General features: G+C 47.8%; 14 protein-coding genes, 1 other RNA gene and 1 other annotated feature. Of the genes, 13 read left to right on the top strand and 2 right to left on the bottom strand.

Annotated features, from left to right (window positions below):
• Positions 1–6: 6 nt before the first annotated feature.
• Complete coding sequence (spoVB, locus tag NYE68_RS14440; protein ID WP_015417915.1) at positions 7–1,563, bottom strand: stage V sporulation protein B; 1,557 nt, start codon at positions 1,561–1,563, stop codon at positions 7–9.
• Between the two features lie 115 nt (positions 1,564–1,678).
• Between spoVB and NYE68_RS14435 the strand changes: the two genes are divergently transcribed.
• The 8 genes from NYE68_RS14435 to dtd all read left to right on the top strand — a co-directional run bounded on the left by NYE68_RS14435 (position 1,679) and on the right by dtd (position 11,002).
• Positions 1,679–1,975 carry a post-transcriptional regulator gene (locus NYE68_RS14435; protein ID WP_007408189.1) on the top strand — a complete coding sequence of 99 codons (297 nt, stop codon included), beginning with the start codon at positions 1,679–1,681 and terminating at the stop codon, positions 1,973–1,975.
• A 36-nt stretch (positions 1,976–2,011) separates the two neighbouring features.
• Positions 2,012–4,231, top strand: coding sequence for a protein translocase subunit SecDF (gene secDF / locus NYE68_RS14430; protein WP_324636574.1), 2,220 nt, complete (start codon positions 2,012–2,014; stop codon positions 4,229–4,231).
• 131 nt (positions 4,232–4,362) lie between these two features.
• The gene (locus NYE68_RS14425; RefSeq protein ID WP_012118088.1) at positions 4,363–4,860 is read left to right on the top strand and encodes a cation:proton antiporter regulatory subunit; all 498 of its coding nucleotides are present in this window, start codon (positions 4,363–4,365) and stop codon (positions 4,858–4,860) included.
• A gap of 63 nt (positions 4,861–4,923) precedes the next feature.
• On the top strand, positions 4,924–5,250 hold the full coding sequence (locus tag NYE68_RS14420) for a lipopolysaccharide assembly LapA domain-containing protein (RefSeq protein ID WP_014418528.1): 327 nt from the start codon (positions 4,924–4,926) through the stop codon (positions 5,248–5,250).
• Between the two features lie 55 nt (positions 5,251–5,305).
• Complete coding sequence (gene recJ, locus NYE68_RS14415) at positions 5,306–7,666, top strand: single-stranded-DNA-specific exonuclease RecJ (protein WP_324636578.1); 2,361 nt, start codon at positions 5,306–5,308, stop codon at positions 7,664–7,666.
• A 5-nt stretch (positions 7,667–7,671) separates the two neighbouring features.
• Positions 7,672–8,184, top strand: coding sequence for an adenine phosphoribosyltransferase (locus NYE68_RS14410; RefSeq protein ID WP_059368048.1), 513 nt, complete (start codon positions 7,672–7,674; stop codon positions 8,182–8,184).
• A gap of 157 nt (positions 8,185–8,341) precedes the next feature.
• Positions 8,342–10,546 carry a GTP diphosphokinase gene (gene relA, locus NYE68_RS14405; protein ID WP_003152716.1) on the top strand — a complete coding sequence of 735 codons (2,205 nt, stop codon included), beginning with the start codon at positions 8,342–8,344 and terminating at the stop codon, positions 10,544–10,546.
• 12 nt (positions 10,547–10,558) lie between these two features.
• Positions 10,559–11,002, top strand: coding sequence for a D-aminoacyl-tRNA deacylase (gene dtd / locus NYE68_RS14400; RefSeq protein WP_007408194.1), 444 nt, complete (start codon positions 10,559–10,561; stop codon positions 11,000–11,002).
• A 26-nt stretch (positions 11,003–11,028) separates the two neighbouring features.
• Here the strand turns inward: dtd and NYE68_RS14395 are convergent, their stop codons facing one another.
• The gene (locus tag NYE68_RS14395; RefSeq protein ID WP_015240291.1) at positions 11,029–12,591 is read right to left on the bottom strand and encodes an SH3 domain-containing protein; all 1,563 of its coding nucleotides are present in this window, start codon (positions 12,589–12,591) and stop codon (positions 11,029–11,031) included.
• 130 nt (positions 12,592–12,721) lie between these two features.
• Between NYE68_RS14395 and NYE68_RS14390 the strand changes: the two genes are divergently transcribed.
• The 5 genes from NYE68_RS14390 (at position 12,722) to NYE68_RS14370 (ending at position 17,406) form a co-directional block, all read left to right on the top strand.
• Positions 12,722–12,892 (top strand): YrzK family protein, encoded by a 171-nt coding sequence (locus NYE68_RS14390; protein ID WP_012118083.1) that lies wholly within the window; start codon positions 12,722–12,724, stop codon positions 12,890–12,892.
• Positions 12,893–12,952: 60 nt separating this feature from the next.
• Positions 12,953–13,185, top strand: a binding site (T-box leader).
• 63 nt (positions 13,186–13,248) lie between these two features.
• The gene (gene hisS / locus NYE68_RS14385; RefSeq protein WP_015417909.1) at positions 13,249–14,523 is read left to right on the top strand and encodes a histidine--tRNA ligase; all 1,275 of its coding nucleotides are present in this window, start codon (positions 13,249–13,251) and stop codon (positions 14,521–14,523) included.
• Positions 14,524–14,537: 14 nt separating this feature from the next.
• Positions 14,538–16,316 (top strand): aspartate--tRNA ligase, encoded by a 1,779-nt coding sequence (gene aspS, locus NYE68_RS14380; protein ID WP_020956140.1) that lies wholly within the window; start codon positions 14,538–14,540, stop codon positions 16,314–16,316.
• A gap of 62 nt (positions 16,317–16,378) precedes the next feature.
• Positions 16,379–16,570, top strand: a non-coding RNA gene (gene ssrS, locus NYE68_RS14375) — 6S RNA.
• Positions 16,571–16,641: 71 nt separating this feature from the next.
• Positions 16,642–17,406, top strand: a complete 765-nt coding sequence (locus tag NYE68_RS14370) for a tRNA threonylcarbamoyladenosine dehydratase (RefSeq protein ID WP_015240289.1) — start codon at positions 16,642–16,644, stop codon at positions 17,404–17,406.
• Positions 17,407–17,484 lie beyond the last annotated feature (78 nt).

Here is a 17,484-nt window from a genome sequence, read left to right as displayed (position 1 = left end):
TCGGTTTCACCGCGTGACGAACTTGCCGATGACCGGAATCCGGATCAGCTCTTCCCTTTTAATCAGCTTGAATAACAGAAGAAGCGCAATGTACAAAATCGCGGTCATTGCAATCCAGCCTGTGAGATTAACAGCCTCTGATCCTGAAAAATGAACGGCGTGCTTGATGATGCGGCTGACATAGCCGCAAATGAATATGACGGCAAAACAGAGCGCGTATTCTTTTATTTTAATGCTGATCGGAAGCACCTTGCTTACGGTGGCCGCATGCAGCAGGGTGACAAGAACCATCCCCGTTACAATCGCAAGTGCGGCGCCCATGATGCCCAAGGAAGGCCTGGTCGCCAAAACAAAAATTAGGCCAGTTTTGACAGCGGCGCCGATAAAACTGTTCATCATGGCGGCCCCGGCTAAATTGAGAGCCTGCAGCACCGCCTGAAGGGGCCCCTGAAAATAGTAAAGCAGAAAAAACGGCGCCATCACTTTAACAAATACCGCCGCATTAGTTGATCCGTACATGACGGACATCAGTTCATCAGCGAAAGAGAATAAAATAACCACCGAAATGCCTCCGCTTAAAAGACACAGCCGCATCGCCTGTTCCAGACGGTATTCGACAACTTGCAGCTTTTTTTGCTCCATTCCTTCACTGATCGCAGGAACAAGTGCCGTTGACAGAGAATAGGTTATAAAGCTGGGCAGCGTCAAAACCGTCATGGCAAATCCGGTCAGCTCCCCGTACTGGCTGGTGGCGGCAGCGGTGGCCACTCCTGCAATCGCAAGGCTTTGCGCGACGACAATAGGTTCAAAAAACCAAGATAAATTTCCGATGAAGCGGCTTCCGGTTGTCGGGAGCGACACGCTCATCAGCTGGCGGAAGGTTTCTTTTCCATTTGCGATCGACTTGAAAAATTGTTTTCTGATTCTGATTGTTTTATTTGCTTTAAAACAAATGAATAAATAAATAAGAGAGGCAAGCTCCCCGATGACAGACGAAATCATGGCTCCGGCTGCGGCATATTCAATCCCGTACGGCAGAAACACCGTCGTGCAGACTGCGACAAGTGAAATCCGCACGATCTGCTCAAGTACTTGGGAAAACGCCAGCGGGTTCATATTCTGCCTGCCCTGAAAGTAACCGCGCAGCACGCTGGAGATCGCGATAATCGGCACGACGGGCGTAATCGCCAGAAGCGGGTAAACCGTGCGCTGATCCGTCAGCATCGTTTCGGACATAATCGGCGCAAAGCATAAAAACAGCGGCGTGAAGATGAGACTTAATATCCCGGTGACGGTAAGCGACATCACTAAAATGTGTTTCATTTTCTGCCTGTCCCCCCGCGCGCTTGCTTCAGCGACAAGTTTGCTGATGGCAACGGGGAGGCCGAATTGAGTCAAAGTGGTGGCCAAGAAAAATGTCGGGGCAGCCATCATGTATAAACCGACCCCTTCTTCACCGATAAACCGGGCGATAACCACCCGGTTGACAAAGCCGAGCATTCTCGTAATCATCCCGGCTGCGATGAGAATAAGAGTGCCCCTTAAAAAAGTCTGTTTTGCCATTTTATAAACCCCTGCCTTCTCAAACTACCTGGAATCATATACAATAAAGATATGCGCCGATGTCGTCCGAGCATGACAAGTCTTCGAGAAAAATGGAAAAAGGAGCGAGCGCCCAGTGGAGAAACATCCCGCCGAAATGTACAAAGATCATTTGCGGCCTTTCTTGTACAGTAAACTTGAAGAGTTCAAAATCCTCGGATACGATGATGTTGAGCACGAGAGTTTATGGTCATACTTAATACATAAAAAGTGGAAACAGAAAAAGGAACTGCCGCTGCATGAATTGGCCGGTCATATTTTATCAGTTAAAATTGGCGATTTTATGAACTATGCAACCGTTGAAGCTTTTAAGTCGTCTAATTGGCTGGAAAGCGATGAGGGTCAGGAAGCTTTAGATGAACTGCTGAGATAATGATTTGACGGCATAGGTTTAAGGAGGAAATACATAATGAAAAAAGGACGCTTGATTGCGTTTTTCCTGATCGTATTATTGATCGGCACAGGGCTGGGGTATTTTACAAAACCGGCTGCCAATAATATTACGTTAGGATTGGATTTACGCGGCGGGTTTGAAGTTCTGTACGATGTGCAGCCCGTCAAAAAAGGCGATAAAATCACAAAAGACGTGCTCGTCAGCACGGTGCAGGCGCTGAACCGCCGGGCTAACGTTCTCGGCGTAAGCGAGCCGAACATTCAGATTGAAGGAAATAACCGCATCCGCGTACAGCTGGCGGGCGTCACGAATCAGAACAGGGCGCGCGAAATTCTGTCAACGGAAGCGCAGCTCTCGTTCAGGGATACGAATGATAAAGAGTTGTTAAACGGCTCTGATCTCGTGGAAAACGGCGCGAAGCAAACCTTTGATCCGACGACGAACGAACCGATTGTCAGCGTTAAGCTGAAGGATGCGGATAAGTTCGGAGAAGTGACGAAAAAAGTCAAGAAAATGGCGCCTAATAATCAGCTTGTGATCTGGCTTGATTACCAAAAAGGCGATTCATTTAAAAAAGAAGTCGGCAAAAAACATCCGAAATATGTATCCGCTCCGAATGTGAGCCAGGAATTAAACACGAAGGATGTCACGATTGAAGGTCAGTTCACCGTTCAAAAAGCGAAGGACTTGGCCAATATTTTAAACGCGGGCGCGCTGCCTGTGAAACTGACCGAAAAATACTCTACTTCAGTAGGGGCGCAATTCGGACAGCAGGCTTTGCATGATACGGTAGAGGCCGGCATCATCGGTATTGCAATTGTTTTCTTATTTATGCTGCTTTATTACAGACTGCCTGGACTCATAGCGGTAATTACGCTTTCTGTATACGTATATATTACGCTTCAAGTGTTTGACTGGATGCAGGCGGTGCTGACGCTTCCGGGTATTGCGGCGCTCATTTTGGGTGTCGGGATGGCGGTTGACGCCAACATCATCACCTATGAACGGATAAAAGAAGAATTGAAACTCGGCAAATCCGTCCGCTCAGCTTTCCGTTCAGGGAACAGACGGTCATTCGCGACGATTTTCGATGCGAACATCACAACGATCATCGCAGCGGTCGTGCTCTTTATTTTCGGGACAAGCTCTGTAAAAGGGTTTGCGACGATGCTGATTTTGTCAATTCTGACAAGCTTTATTACAGCTGTCTTCCTTTCAAGATTCCTGCTCTCCCTTCTCGTGGAAAGCAGATGGCTTGACCGGAAAAAAAGCTGGTTCGGCGTCAAGAAAAAACATATTATGGACATTCAAAAAACGGATGAAAATACTGAACCGCATACGGCATTCCAAAAATGGGATTTCACGAGCAAGCGAAAATATTTCTTTATTTTCTCAAGCGCTGTAACCATTGCGGGAATTATCATCTTACTGGTCTTTAAGCTCAACCTGGGAATCGATTTTGCAAGCGGCGCGCGGATTGACGTGCAGAGCAATCATTCTTTGACGGCGCATCAGGTTGAAAAAGATTTTGATTCTCTCGGCATGGAGCCGGAAAACATCGTGCTTTCTGGTAAAGAGAACCATGTTGCCGCGGCCCGGTTTGTCGGAGAGCCATCTAAAGAAAAAATCGCTGAAATCAAAACGTACTTTAAGGACAAATACGGATCTGAACCGAACGTCAGCACGGTATCGCCGACAGTCGGAAAAGAACTGGCCCGTAATGCTTTATATGCTGTCGCCATTGCATCAATCGGCATCATTATTTACGTATCAATACGTTTCGAGTACAGAATGGCTGTCGCCGCAATTGTATCCCTGCTGTATGACGCTTTCTTTATCGTCGCGTTTTTCAGCATTACAAGGCTGGAGGTTGACGTAACCTTTATCGCCGCTATTCTCACCATAATTGGTTACTCGATAAATGATACGATCGTTACATTTGACCGGATACGCGAGCAGATGAAAAAACGTAAGCCGAAGTCATTTGCCGATCTGGAACATATCGTGAATCTGAGCTTGCAGCAAACCTTTACACGTTCGATCAATACGGTCTTGACCGTTGTGATTGTTGTCGTCGTGCTGCTCATTTTGGGCTCATCGTCAATTACAAACTTCTCCGTCGCTTTATTGGTCGGTTTATTGACGGGCGTTTATTCCTCTCTTTACATCGCCGCGCAGCTGTGGCTTGTATGGAAAGGTAAAGAATTTAAAGGGAAAAAATCAATCGAAGAGTAAAATGGGAACAGGCTGTCTTCCGGAAGGCAGCCTGTTTTTTCAGGCCGCATTGAACTTAAAACCTGCATTTGCTATAATGACATACGCTTACATAATCAATCATCATTGTAAAAACATGTAGGAGGGTTCTTATGAACGTTCGTGAGTCGGAGCTTCCGGGCATCGGCCAGAAAGTAGAAGTCATTACGAAAAATCACGATAAAATCAGTATTATTCTTCATGATGACGGCAGAAAAGAGCTCTATTACTTCGATGAGAATGATCATGACGAATGCTTGGCATCCGTTGAATTTAACGACGAAGAGGCGAGGCAGATTTCCGCTATTTTAGGCGGTATGACGTATAAGCCGAAAGCGCTGGAATCTGTGGAAGTTGCGCTTGATGACCTCGTCATTGAGTGGTTTAAAGCCGAATCTCATGCACCGGCTGTCAGCCGTACAATCGGAGATTTGGAGATCAAGAAACATTACAACGTCCAGATTATTGCGATCGTAAAGAAAAACCGGCAAAAACAGCTGAGCCCCGGCATTGATACCGTAATTGAAGAAGGGGACACCCTCGTCATATCGGGAGAAAGGAGCGGACTGAAAAAGCTGGTCCGCGAGCAGTTAACGGCCCGGATTTCCTGAGACCGGGGTTTACTCCCGGGAAAATGGGGGAAAAGATAAGAATGAACAATTGGGGGCAGACGCATGAATAAACAATGGACTATTATATTCGCTTTACTATTTACTTTGATTGTCGCCATCTTTGCTGTCATTAACGTGCGGGCGGTTGAGGTTGATTATCTGTTCGGAACCGCTGAATGGCCGCTGATTTTAGTCATTTTAGGCTCTGTGTTAATGGGAGCGCTGATCGTGTTTTCGGCCGGTATCTTTCAAGTGATGAAGCTGAAGCGCGAAATTAAAATGCTGCGGAAAGAAAACAGATCCGCAGGTGAATTGACGGCTGATTCGGACGGCCAAAAAACAGCCGCGCCGCCGGAAGAAATGCTTGAAGAGAAAAAAGGATCAGAATAACATTTGAAACCCCTCAGTCCGCTCTAGTATAATAGGGTGGTTGAGGGGTGAATTTATGTTAGCGTCAAAAATGCGCTGGGAAATCCAGCAGCCGGATCAGGAAAAAGTCAAATCACTCACAGAACAATTGGACATAACACCTCTTGTGGCATCACTGCTTGTAAAAAGAGGTTTTGATACTGCCGAAAGCGCAAGGCTGTTTTTACATACAAAGGATGCAGACTTTTATGACCCGTATGAATTAAAGGGAATGCGGGAAGCAGTTGATCGGATAAAACTGGCGGTTTCTCAAGGGGAACCGATTATGATTTACGGAGATTACGATGCAGACGGCGTTACAAGCACGTCAGTGATGCTGACGGCACTCAGACAGCTGTCGGCGGACGTTGATTTTTATATTCCCGACCGTTTCACAGAAGGCTACGGCCCGAATGAACAAGCTTTCCGCTCCATAAAAGAGCGGGGATTTTCGCTGATCATTACAGTGGATACGGGAATCGCCGCCGTCCATGAAGCTGAAGTCGCAAAAGAGCTGGGCTTAGACGTCATTATTACCGACCACCATGAGCCGGGACCCGAGCTTCCTGACGTATTTGCGATCATCCACCCGAAGCAGCCGGGCTGCGGCTATCCGTTTAAAGAATTGGCCGGCGTCGGTGTGGCGTTTAAGCTTGCCCACGCGCTTACGGGTTCTTTGCCGGAAGCTATGCTGGACTTGGCGGCAATCGGTACGGTTGCAGATCTGGTGCCTCTTCATGATGAAAACAGATTAATTGCGTCACTCGGAATCGAAAGGCTACGGACGACAAATCGGCCGGGCCTCAAAGCCCTGATTAAGCTTTCCGGCGGAGATATCGGACAAGCTGATGAGGAAACGATCGGATTTCAGGTCGCGCCAAGGCTCAATGCCGTCGGAAGAATAGAACAGGCCGATCCCGCCGTCCATCTGCTGATGACCGAAGATCAGTTTGAAGCGGAGGAACTGGCTTCGGATATTGACCGGCTGAATAAAGAGCGGCAGAAAATGGTGAAAACCATGACCGAAGAGGCTGTTGAAATGGTTCAGCAGCAAGGCGGAAACCCGTCTGCCATTGTAGTGGCAAAAGCCGGCTGGAATCCGGGAGTCGTCGGTATTGTCGCATCGAAGCTGGCTGAACGTTTTTACCGTCCCGCTGTTGTGCTTGGGATAGATGAGGAGCAGGGAATCGCTAAAGGGTCGGCGCGAAGCATCAGAGGCTTCAACCTGTTTACGAGCCTTTCACAGTGCAGAGACATTCTTCCTCATTTCGGCGGGCATCCGATGGCGGCAGGAATGACGTTGAAGGCTGAAGATGTGGCGGAATTAAGGGACAGGCTGAATCAAATGGCTGAAGAAACCCTTACGGAAGAGGATTTTATTCCCGTTCAGGAGGTTGATCTTGTCTGCGGCGTTGAAGACATAACCGTTGAAAGCATTACAGAATTAAATATGCTGTCGCCGTTCGGCATGCTTAACCCTAAACCTCATGTGATGGTGAAAAATGCCGTGCTTGATGATGTGCGCCTGATCGGAGCGAATAAAAATCACGTGAAAATGACGGTGAAAAGTGATTCCGCCGTCCTTGACTGCGTCGGCTTTAACAAAGGAGAGCTTGAAGCCGGAGTTGTCCCCGGATCAACGATTTCCATTGTCGGCGAGATGTCCATTAATGAATGGAACAACAGAAAGAAGCCCCAGCTGATGATTAAAGACGCTGCGGTGCCGGAATGGCAGCTTTTTGATATCAGGGGCAAGCGGATGTGGGAAGACACGGTCACCGCGCTGCCGAAGGAAAAACGGGTGCTCATCAGCTTTAACGAAAAAACCGCTCAGAAGCTCCATGCAAAAGAGCTGTCAGGCGAGCTGGCCGGGATCACATCGGAATCCGAGGCGGAAGCTCTCCAGCTTGACGGAAAATATGCCGTTTTTCTGGATGTGCCGCCGTCAGCGGATCGCCTGCAGCATTTGCTTGACGGAAAGAAGCCGGAACGGATTTATTTTGTTTTTATCAATCATGAAGAACATTTCCTGTCCTCATTTCCATCGCGGAATGATTTCAAGTGGTTTTACGCATTTCTCTTGAAAAGGGGCGCTTTTGACTTCGGCAAGCATGGTTCAGAGCTTGCGAGACACAGAGGATGGTCAATTGACACAATCAATTTCATGACAAAGGTGTTTTTTGATCTCGGTTTTGTTAAAATAGAAGATGGTGTGCTGTCTGTCGTGAGCGGCGCGAAAAAACGCGACCTGGCAGATTCGCAAACCTATCAGGTAAAACAGCAGCTGATGGAATTAGACCAGAAGCTCAATTATTCCGCAGCCCATGAGCTGAAGGAATGGCTGAATAAGCTGATGAACCAAGGTTCAGAAGCTTATGAAAGTACGAGGAGGACATAGAACAGATGGATCTTAAAAAATACGTAACAATTGTGCCCGATTACCCGAAAGAAGGCGTACAATTTAAAGATATTACGACATTGATGGACAAAGGCGACGTATACCGTTACGCCACTGACCAAATTGTTGAATATGCAAAAGAAAAAGAAATTGATTTAGTTGTCGGGCCTGAAGCGCGCGGCTTTATTATCGGCTGTCCGGTTGCATACGCTCTCGGAGTGGGCTTTGCGCCGGTTCGGAAAGAAGGAAAACTTCCGCGTGAGGTCATTAAAGTCGATTACGGTTTGGAGTACGGAAAAGACGTACTGACGATTCATAAAGATGCAATTCTGCCGGGACAGCGCGTGCTGATTACTGATGACTTGCTTGCAACAGGCGGCACGATCGAAGCAACAATTAAGCTGGTCGAAGAACTGGGCGGCGTCGTAGCCGGTATTGCGTTCTTAATCGAGCTTTCTTACCTTGACGGCAGAGACAAGCTTGACAATTACGATATTTTAACATTAATGAAATATTAACCGCATATGGAAAAAAGCACTCGTGTCAGGGTGCTTTTTTCCTATTATTTCATCATCCTGACAGATTCTTTAGGTGTTTTGAACTTCTGCCCTTTACATCTCTCGTTTTTTTCTTGATAATAAACTAATACAGTTTACATTTAAAAAAGGTGATTCCATGGCGAACGAACAAGTATTGACTGCCGAGCAAGTAATAGATAAAGCGCGCACTTATCTGCCGGAGGAGCAGATTGCGTTTGTTGAGAAAGCTTACCTGTATGCGCAAAACGCGCATCGCGAACAGTACCGCAAATCAGGTGAGCCGTACATCATTCATCCGATTCAGGTGGCGGGGATCCTCGTCGATCTGGAAATGGACCCTTCCACAATTGCGGGCGGATTTCTGCATGACGTGGTAGAGGACACGGATGTCACCCTCGACGACCTGAAGGAAGCATTTTCTGAAGAAGTGGCGATGCTTGTCGACGGTGTGACGAAGCTCGGTAAAATTAAGTATAAATCTCAAGAGGAGCAGCAGGCGGAAAACCATCGAAAAATGTTTGTCGCTATGGCTCAGGATATCAGAGTCATATTGATCAAGCTGGCGGATCGCCTTCACAATATGCGGACGTTAAAGCATCTTCCGCAGGAAAAGCAGCGGAGAATTTCAAATGAGACGCTGGAAATTTTCGCTCCGCTGGCCCATCGGCTCGGGATTTCTAAAATCAAATGGGAGCTGGAAGACACCGCTCTCCGTTATTTGAATCCTCAGCAATATTACAGAATCGTCAACCTCATGAAGAAAAAGCGCGCGGAACGCGAACTTTATGTCGAAGAGGTTGTCAATGAAGTGAAAAAACGGGTCGAAGAAGTAAATATCAAAGCGGACTTCTCAGGACGTCCGAAGCACATCTACAGCATTTACCGCAAGATGGCGCTGCAAAATAAACAGTTCAATGAAATATATGATCTGCTCGCCGTCCGTATTCTTGTCGGAAGCATTAAAGACTGCTACGCCGTACTCGGCATTATTCACACGTGCTGGAAGCCGATGCCTGGCAGATTCAAAGATTATATTGCGATGCCTAAGCCGAATATGTATCAGTCGCTGCATACGACCGTAATCGGGCCTAAAGGCGATCCGCTGGAAGTGCAGATCAGAACGTTTGAGATGCATGAGATCGCTGAATACGGGGTGGCCGCACACTGGGCATATAAAGAAGGCAAGGCTGCAAACGAAGAAGCGACATTTGAGAAAAAACTGTCCTGGTTCCGTGAAATTCTGGAATTCCAAAACGAGTCTACGGATGCGGAAGAATTTATGGAATCGCTGAAAATCGATCTGTTTTCTGACATGGTATACGTATTTACGCCAAAAGGCGATGTCATTGAACTGCCGTCAGGCTCTGTGCCGATTGATTTTTCCTACAGGATCCACTCGGAGATCGGCAACAAAACAATCGGGGCGAAAGTGAACGGAAAAATGGTGACGCTTGACCATAAGCTCCGGACGGGCGACATCGTCGAGATTCTGACGTCCAAGCATTCATACGGCCCGAGTCAAGACTGGGTTAAACTGGCGCAGACGTCTCAGGCGAAACACAAAATCCGCCAATTCTTTAAGAAACAGCGCCGTGAAGAAAACGTCGAAAAAGGCCGTGAGCTTGTCGAAAAAGAAATTAAAAATCTTGATTTTGAAGTGAAAGATGTTTTAACACTCGAAAATCTTCAAAAAGTTGCCGACAAGTTCAATTTCTCAAATGAAGAGGATATGTACGCGGCGGTCGGGTATAACGGCATTACCGCTCTTCAGGTGGCCAACAGGCTCACCGAAAAAGAACGGAAGCTCCGTGACCAGGAAGAGCAGGAAAAAATCGTTCAGGAAGTCACTTCCGAGCCGAAACATTATCCGCAAGGGAGAAAACGGGAAGCGGGTGTGCGCGTAAAAGGCATTGACAACCTTCTCGTCCGCTTGTCGAAATGCTGCAACCCGGTGCCTGGGGACCATATTGTCGGTTTTATTACAAAAGGGCGCGGTGTATCCGTTCACCGGGATGACTGTCCGAACGTCAAAACGAATGAAGCGCAGGAACGTCTGATCCCCGTTGAATGGGAGCATGAATCACAGGTTCAAAGACGCAAAGAATATAACGTTGAGATTGAGATTTTGGGGTATGACCGTCTCGGGCTTTTAAATGAGGTGCTCCAAGCCGTAAATGAAACGAAAACCAACATCTCCTCTGTCTCCGGCAAATCCGACCGCAATAAAGTCGCTACGATTCATATGGCGATTTTTATTCAAAACATCAACCATCTGCATAAAGTGGTCGAGCGGATTAAGCAGATCAGAGACATCTATTCAGTCCGGCGGGTAATGAACTAAAAGGAGCTTGCTATGAAATTAGTTGTTCAGCGTGTAACAGAAGCGAGTGTGACGGTTGACGGCGCTGTTGCCGGCCGGATCGGACCCGGTATTATGGCGCTTGTCGGCATCACTCATGAAGATACAGAAGAAGATGCCGCTTACTTGGCGGATAAAATCGTGAATCTTCGGATTTTTGATGATGAAAGCGGCAAGATGAATTTATCGCTTTTGGATACGGGCGGGGAGATTTTATCCGTTTCACAGTTTACGCTTTACGGCGAAACGAAGAAAGGGAGACGCCCGAATTTTATGAATGCGGCTAAACCGGATCAGGCTGTGCTCCTTTATGAAAAGTGGAACGAACTCCTTCGGGAAAAAGGAGTCAAAGTGGAAACCGGAATATTCGGAGCCATGATGGATGTTCAGCTGACGAATTCCGGGCCGATTACATTGATTATGGATTCTAAACAATAAAAAAGCTGCCGTTCGGCAGCTTTTTTTTATGATTGAAAATAATGTTCCAATCCGCTTTCAATTCCGTCTGTCACTTTTTCCTGATAAGAGCCGCTATGTATGATTGTTTCTTCTTGCGGTTGACTGAGATAGCCGAGCTCATACAGCATGGCAGGCCGTTTATTTTCCCTCAGGACGTAATAATCGCCAAACAGAACGCCGCGATCCGGGATAGGGGAACGCTTCACTACTTCAGAATGGACGTCTGAGGCAAGCTGGCGATCCTTAGACGGACTGTAATAATAAGCCGTGCTTCCCCGTGTTGACGTATCGGCATAGCTGTCATAGTGAATGCTGATAAAGGCATCCGCATTCCGGTAATGAGAGGTTGAAACCCTGGCCTGCAGGCTGATAAAAGTATCATCCTGTCTGGTGATATACACGTTTGCACCGGCCGCCCGCAATTTTTGGGCCAGCAGCTTAGCGGTTTTAATGGTTACGTTTTTCTCAAACTTTCCGGAGTAGCCGATCGTTCCGCTGTCTTTTCCTCCGTGTCCGGGATCAACGACGATCGTCTTGTTTTTAAGTGAGCCGCTGCCGCCTGACGTGTCGGGAGAAGGTGCTTCACCTGTTTCCTCACCGCTTTTTGACGTTTGTACGACCCAGTTTGCCACATATGCGGTTTGTCCGTTTTCAAGCCGGACTTCATACCATTTGCCGCTTGAGCCGACAATCGGGTAGGCTGCGCCTTTATCTGCTCTTTTTACGATAGAAGCGGAAGTCGAGGCCGAGCTCCTTAAGTTGGTGCCGCCGTAAACAATATACGCTTTTTTCGAGGAGCCTGAGCCCGCAGAACCGTCTCCCGAGCCGGATGCGCTGTCCGATGAGTCAGAATCCTTTATGATGTAGTGGCTTGCTGCCCAGCCTTTTTGCCCGTTTGCTTCAATTTTCAGCCAGCCGTGGTCTTCACTTAAGATGGAAACCTTTGTTCCGCGTGATAATTTAGTCATAATCGCTGAATCATGTGACGCTGCACTTCTGACATTCAATGAAGAAACGCCGACAGTCCCGTTTTTTGACCCGCTTCGGGCCGAAGTGGCTTTCGTATCCGATCCTCCGCTGTCCGCGGTGACGTATTCGGAAGAAACCCATCCGGTTGTGCCTTGATAAGAAATGTTCACCCATCCGCTGTTCTTGTCAAGCACGGATGCATGTGCGCCTTGCGGAAGTTTGCCGATGACTTCATATGATGTCCCCGGGCCTTTTCTGATGCGGAGGTCAGGATCGGTGGAAGTGACCGTTCCGCTTGTTGCGGATGAATGGTCTGCTCCCCCGGCTGTTTTTGATATCAGCCAGGAAACGACCCATCCGGTTTTACCGGGGCTCAGCTGAAGCTGCACCCAGTCTCCCTCTTCTTTAGCGATCGGGTATCTTTCCCCTTTTTTTACTTCAGCCTTAATTCCATAGCTCAGGCCGGGACCGCCTCTGACATTGATCTTGTCTGTCGCGATGACCGCTTCTCCCTCTGCGGCGATTGCGGTGTGGAATGACGGAAGAAGCGCTGTGATGATGACGCCGCATAAAATAAGAGCAAGAGTTCTCTTCTTCATGGCTGTCCTCCTTTCTGAACTAACTAAAATACATTCTTGTATAATATCGTATTTTCCTTGCTGAATGTTAAATAAAAATAAAATGGTTTGTTTATACTAGTCATAAATACAGCGAAAAGGTGTGCAAATCATGAAATATCAACCAAAAATGGGACGCGCGCTGCACGATGCGGAAGGAAATCTGCACTTCAGTGATCAGAGCGATAGCGAAAAGGCGGGTTTTCTTGAAGAGACGGCGACGGAGTTCGGTCTCTTATCGAAAGAAGCGGTCGCAAGGAAAAACAGACGGAATAAAACTTGACAGGGGAGTGCAATCCCATTATTATAATAGAAATTGATGTACATAAGTCATGATAACGATTTTGAACCGATAATGGAGAAGAGTAGGTCAGAATGCATGGAGAAGAGAGGAACCGTCCCGGGCTGAAAGCGGATCCGCACTGCATCTTTCTCGAAACAACACTCCGGAGGTTCCCTGCTGAACGCTTTTGCAAGTCATTAGGCAGCGGACGTGAACCTGCGTTAAAGGTCAGAGCGGGGATGCTTCGGCATTCCAACTAGGGTGGCACCACGGGTATAACTCTCGTCCCTACTATACATGTATAGTAGGAGCGGGAGTTTTTTTATTTGAAGAAAGACATTAAGGAGGCCTGTAACATGGCATATCACATTCCAAGAGGCACACAGGACATACTGCCGGGTGAATCAGACAGATGGCAGTTCGTCGAACAAATTATGAGGGAGACGTGCCGCACTTATCAATATAAAGAAATCCGCACACCGATTTTCGAGCATACGGAATTGTTCGCAAGAGGCGTCGGTGAGTCTACAGATATCGTGCAGAAAGAAATGTACACGTTTGAAGACCGTAAAGGGAGAAGCCTGACGCTTCGGCCGGAAGGAACAGCCGCTGCAGTCCGCGCGTTCAATGAAAATAAATTATTTGCGAACCCGGTGCAGCCGACGAAGCTTTATTATGTCGGACCGATGTTCCGTTACGAACGTCCGCAGACGGGGCGTTTCCGGCAATTCTATCAATTCGGAATCGAAGCGATCGGCTCCAAAGATCCGGCCGTGGATGCAGAAGTCATTGCGCTTGCGATGAGTATTTACCGCACAGCCGGTTTGAAACATGTCAAGCTTGTGTTAAACAGCCTTGGTGACCAGGACAGCCGCAAATCCTACCGGGAAGCGCTCGTCAAACATTTTGAACCGCGCATCGGAGAGTTTTGCTCAGACTGCCAGTCGCGCCTGCACACAAACCCGCTCAGAATTCTTGACTGCAAGAAAGACAGAGAGCATGAACTGATGAAAACGGCTCCGTCCATTCTTGATTACTTAAATGAAGAATCAGCCGCTTATTTTGAGAAAGTAAAACAATACTTAAACGATCTCGGCATCCCGTTCGAAATAGATCCGAACCTTGTCAGAGGGCTTGATTATTATAACCATACCGCTTTTGAAATTATGAGCAATGCCGAAGGATTCGGAGCGATTACAACCCTTGCCGGCGGGGGCCGCTATGACGGGCTTGTTGAACAGATCGGCGGACCTGAAGCGCCGGGTATCGGATTTGCGATGAGCATCGAACGTCTGCTGGCAGCCATTGACGCTGAGAAAACAGAGCTTCCCGTCAATCAGGGGATTGACTGCTACATCGTGACGCTCGGAGAAAAAGCGAAGGATTATTCCGTTTCCCTCGTGTACAAACTGAGAGAAGCGGGCATCTCAAGTGAAATCGATTATGAAAATAAAAAGATGAAGGGCCAATTTAAAACGGCTGACCGTCTCGGCGCACGTTTTATTGCGATTTTAGGGGAAGATGAGCTTGCCCAAAATAAAATCAATGTAAAAGATGCGGAAACAGGAGAGCAGCGTGAAGTGGTGTTAGACGAGCTGATACAAGTGTTAAAGGCAGATCAAAAGCAGTGAAGGAGAGGAACGCTATGTTTGGAAGAACATATTATTGTGGCGAGATAACTGAAAAAGCGATTGGCGAAACCGTCAAACTGAAAGGGTGGGTGCAGAAGCGGCGCGATCTCGGCGGCTTGATTTTCATTGATTTGCGCGACCGCTCGGGTATTGTGCAAGTCGTGTTCAACCCTGACGTATCGAAGGAAGCCCTTGCCGCAGCGGAAGCAATCAGAAACGAATATGTGCTTGATATCGAAGGCACGGTTTCTGCCCGTGAAGAAGGCACGGTGAATCCCAACCTGAAAACCGGTAAAATTGAAATCAAAGCTGAAGCGGTGACGGTGCTCAGTACGGCGAAAACGCCTCCGTTTCCGATCAGTGACCAGGCGGCTGAGGTTTCTGAAGACGTCCGGTTAAAACACCGCTATTTGGATTTGCGCCGCCCGGCGATGTTTCAAACATTGCAAATGCGTCACCAAGTCACAAAATCCATCCGCCATTTCTTGGATGAAAACGGATTTCTTGATATTGAAACACCGATTTTAACAAAAAGCTCTCCCGAAGGCGCCCGTGATTACTTAGTGCCGAGCCGGGTGCATGAAGGAGAATTTTACGCCCTTCCGCAATCGCCGCAGATTTTTAAACAGCTTCTGATGGTGTCGGGCTTTGAACGGTATTATCAAGTGGCCCGCTGCTTCCGCGATGAAGACTTGCGTGCCGACCGCCAGCCGGAATTTACGCAGATTGATATCGAAATGTCCTTTATGAGTCAAGAGGACATCATGGCTCTGGCGGAAGAGATGATGGCGAAAGTCATGCTTGAAACAAAAGGTGTTGAAGTACCGCTGCCGCTTCCGCGAATGACATATGAAGAAGCGATGAACAGCTACGGTTCCGACAAGCCTGACACCCGCTTCGGCATGCTGCTGACGGACGTGTCAGACATAGTGAAAGATACTGAATTTAAGGTGTTCTCATCAGCCGTGGCAAACGGCGGCGTTGTAAAAGCGATCAATGTCAAAGGCGCTGCCGGCGACTATTCCAGAAAAGATATCGATGCGCTCGGCGTTTTTGCCGGAAATTACGGCGCGAAGGGTCTCGCTTGGGTGAAAGTTGAAGCTGACGGCGTAAAAGGCCCGATTGCGAAATTCTTTGATGAAGAGAAGCAGGCAAAACTGGCTGAAGCGCTTGATGCTTCTGAAGGCGATCTGCTCCTGTTCGGCGCTGATAAGTTTGAGGTTGTGGCTCAATCCCTCGGTGCGCTTCGCTTAAAGCTCGGCAAAGAACGCGGCCTGATTGACGAAAGCCTCTTCAACTTCCTGTGGGTTGTGGACTGGCCGTTACTGGAGCATGACGAGGAAGAAGGCCGTTTCTATGCGGCTCACCATCCGTTTACAATGCCTGTCCGTGAAGATCTTGACCTGATTGAAACGGCGCCTGAAGATATGAAAGCGCAGGCTTACGACCTTGTCTTAAACGGCTATGAACTCGGCGGAGGCTCAATCCGTATTTTTGAAAAAGACGTTCAGGAAAAAATGTTCGGGCTTCTCGGCTTTACAAAAGAAGAAGCGGAGGAGGAGTTCGGATACCTTCTTGAAGCCTTTGAATACGGCGCCCCTCCGCACGGCGGAATCGCGCTCGGCTTAGACCGGTTGGTTATGCTTCTTGCAGGCCGCACAAACTTAAGAGATACGATCGCTTTCCCGAAAACGGCAAGCGCAAGCTGCCTTCTTACGGAAGCGCCCGGCGAAGTGAGCGACGCCCAGCTTGAAGAACTTCACCTTTCTGTCAAAAGAAAAGTGAAACAGTAAAGATCAGCAGTTTGTTTCTTGAAAATCAAAATCTGCTGTGATATGATTTTGACAAGTTAAATAAAGTCCTGATGTGTTAGTTGTACACCTAGTTTTGACCGAACATTTTTTTGATTTGGGAGCCCGCATTTTTAAATGGCGTACATGCCTCTTTTCATTCGTTAAGAGGACTTACAAGATTTAAAAAAGGGCACCCACCTGCTGAGAGCGGGTTCAAAACGAAGGAAAGCTGCAACGGCACAATTGGGACTTTATTTTTTGTGCGCTAAAACCAGCGGCTTTTTGACAAGCCGAGTTTATAAAACCAGAATGTGGAGTGAGGTTCTTGTTACATCAGTTTTCCAGAAATGAGCTAGCGATTGGAAAAGAAGGGCTGGACACGTTAAAAAACAGCACGGTGGCCGTTCTCGGCGTCGGCGGAGTCGGTTCATTCGCAGCCGAAGCATTGGCGAGGTCCGGAGTGGGGCGGATCGTGCTTGTCGATAAAGATGATGTTGACATTACAAACGTAAACCGCCAGCTGCATGCGCTCTTGTCGACGGTGGGACAGCCGAAAACAGACTTGATGAAAGCGCGGATCGCGGATATTAATCCGGATTGCGATGTCGTCGCCTTAAAAATGTTTTATACGGAAGAGACGTATGAGCAGTTCTTTGAGCATCCGCTCGATTACGTCATTGACGCGTCGGATACGATTCATTATAAAATTCATCTGATGAAAGAATGTCTGAAACGGAATGTTCCGCTGATTTCAAGCATGGGAGCGGCGAATAAAACAGACCCGACACGCTTTCAGATTGCTGATATTTCAAAAACCCATACCGATCCGATTGCCAAAGTTGTCCGCACAAGGCTTCGCAAAGAGGGCATTAAAAAAGGCGTACAGGTCATTTTTTCTGATGAAAGCCCGATCGTCATCCGTGAAGACGTCAGAAAAGAAGTCGGGAATGATGAAGCGAAAATCCGAAAAGCGCAAATGCCGCCGTCTTCCAACGCCTGGGTTCCGTCAGTGGCCGGTCTGATTATGGGCGGACATGTTGTCATGGAGCTCTTAAAGGACATCGACATTAAACGGGTTAAAGATAAATAAAAAGAAAAACAGCCTTCTTCAGGAAAGGCTGTTTTTTTATTTGAATCCGCCGTTTACACGAAAGGTTTTGGCCGGTAT

This window comes from Bacillus sp. FSL R5-0447 (genome assembly GCF_038606125.1).
Lineage (GTDB): Bacteria > Bacillota > Bacilli > Bacillales > Bacillaceae > Bacillus > Bacillus velezensis.
The sequence above is the reverse complement of the archived record's forward strand: the minus strand, read 5'-3'. Positions and strand labels throughout refer to the sequence as shown.

What these genes read in the sequence shown, in the direction of transcription:
- spoVB (WP_015417915.1), bottom strand. Translation starts at nt 1,563, where the DNA reads ATGGCAAAACAGACTTTTTTAAGGGGCACTCTTATTCTCATCGCAGCC.
- secDF (WP_324636574.1), top strand. Translation starts at nt 2,012, where the DNA reads ATGAAAAAAGGACGCTTGATTGCGTTTTTCCTGATCGTATTATTGATC.
- NYE68_RS14425 (WP_012118088.1), top strand. Translation starts at nt 4,363, where the DNA reads ATGAACGTTCGTGAGTCGGAGCTTCCGGGCATCGGCCAGAAAGTAGAA.
- NYE68_RS14420 (WP_014418528.1), top strand. Translation starts at nt 4,924, where the DNA reads ATGAATAAACAATGGACTATTATATTCGCTTTACTATTTACTTTGATT.
- recJ (WP_324636578.1), top strand. Translation starts at nt 5,306, where the DNA reads ATGTTAGCGTCAAAAATGCGCTGGGAAATCCAGCAGCCGGATCAGGAA.
- NYE68_RS14410 (WP_059368048.1), top strand. Translation starts at nt 7,672, where the DNA reads ATGGATCTTAAAAAATACGTAACAATTGTGCCCGATTACCCGAAAGAA.
- relA (WP_003152716.1), top strand. Translation starts at nt 8,342, where the DNA reads ATGGCGAACGAACAAGTATTGACTGCCGAGCAAGTAATAGATAAAGCG.
- dtd (WP_007408194.1), top strand. Translation starts at nt 10,559, where the DNA reads ATGAAATTAGTTGTTCAGCGTGTAACAGAAGCGAGTGTGACGGTTGAC.
- NYE68_RS14395 (WP_015240291.1), bottom strand. Translation starts at nt 12,591, where the DNA reads ATGAAGAAGAGAACTCTTGCTCTTATTTTATGCGGCGTCATCATCACA.
- NYE68_RS14390 (WP_012118083.1), top strand. Translation starts at nt 12,722, where the DNA reads ATGAAATATCAACCAAAAATGGGACGCGCGCTGCACGATGCGGAAGGA.
- hisS (WP_015417909.1), top strand. Translation starts at nt 13,249, where the DNA reads ATGGCATATCACATTCCAAGAGGCACACAGGACATACTGCCGGGTGAA.
- aspS (WP_020956140.1), top strand. Translation starts at nt 14,538, where the DNA reads ATGTTTGGAAGAACATATTATTGTGGCGAGATAACTGAAAAAGCGATT.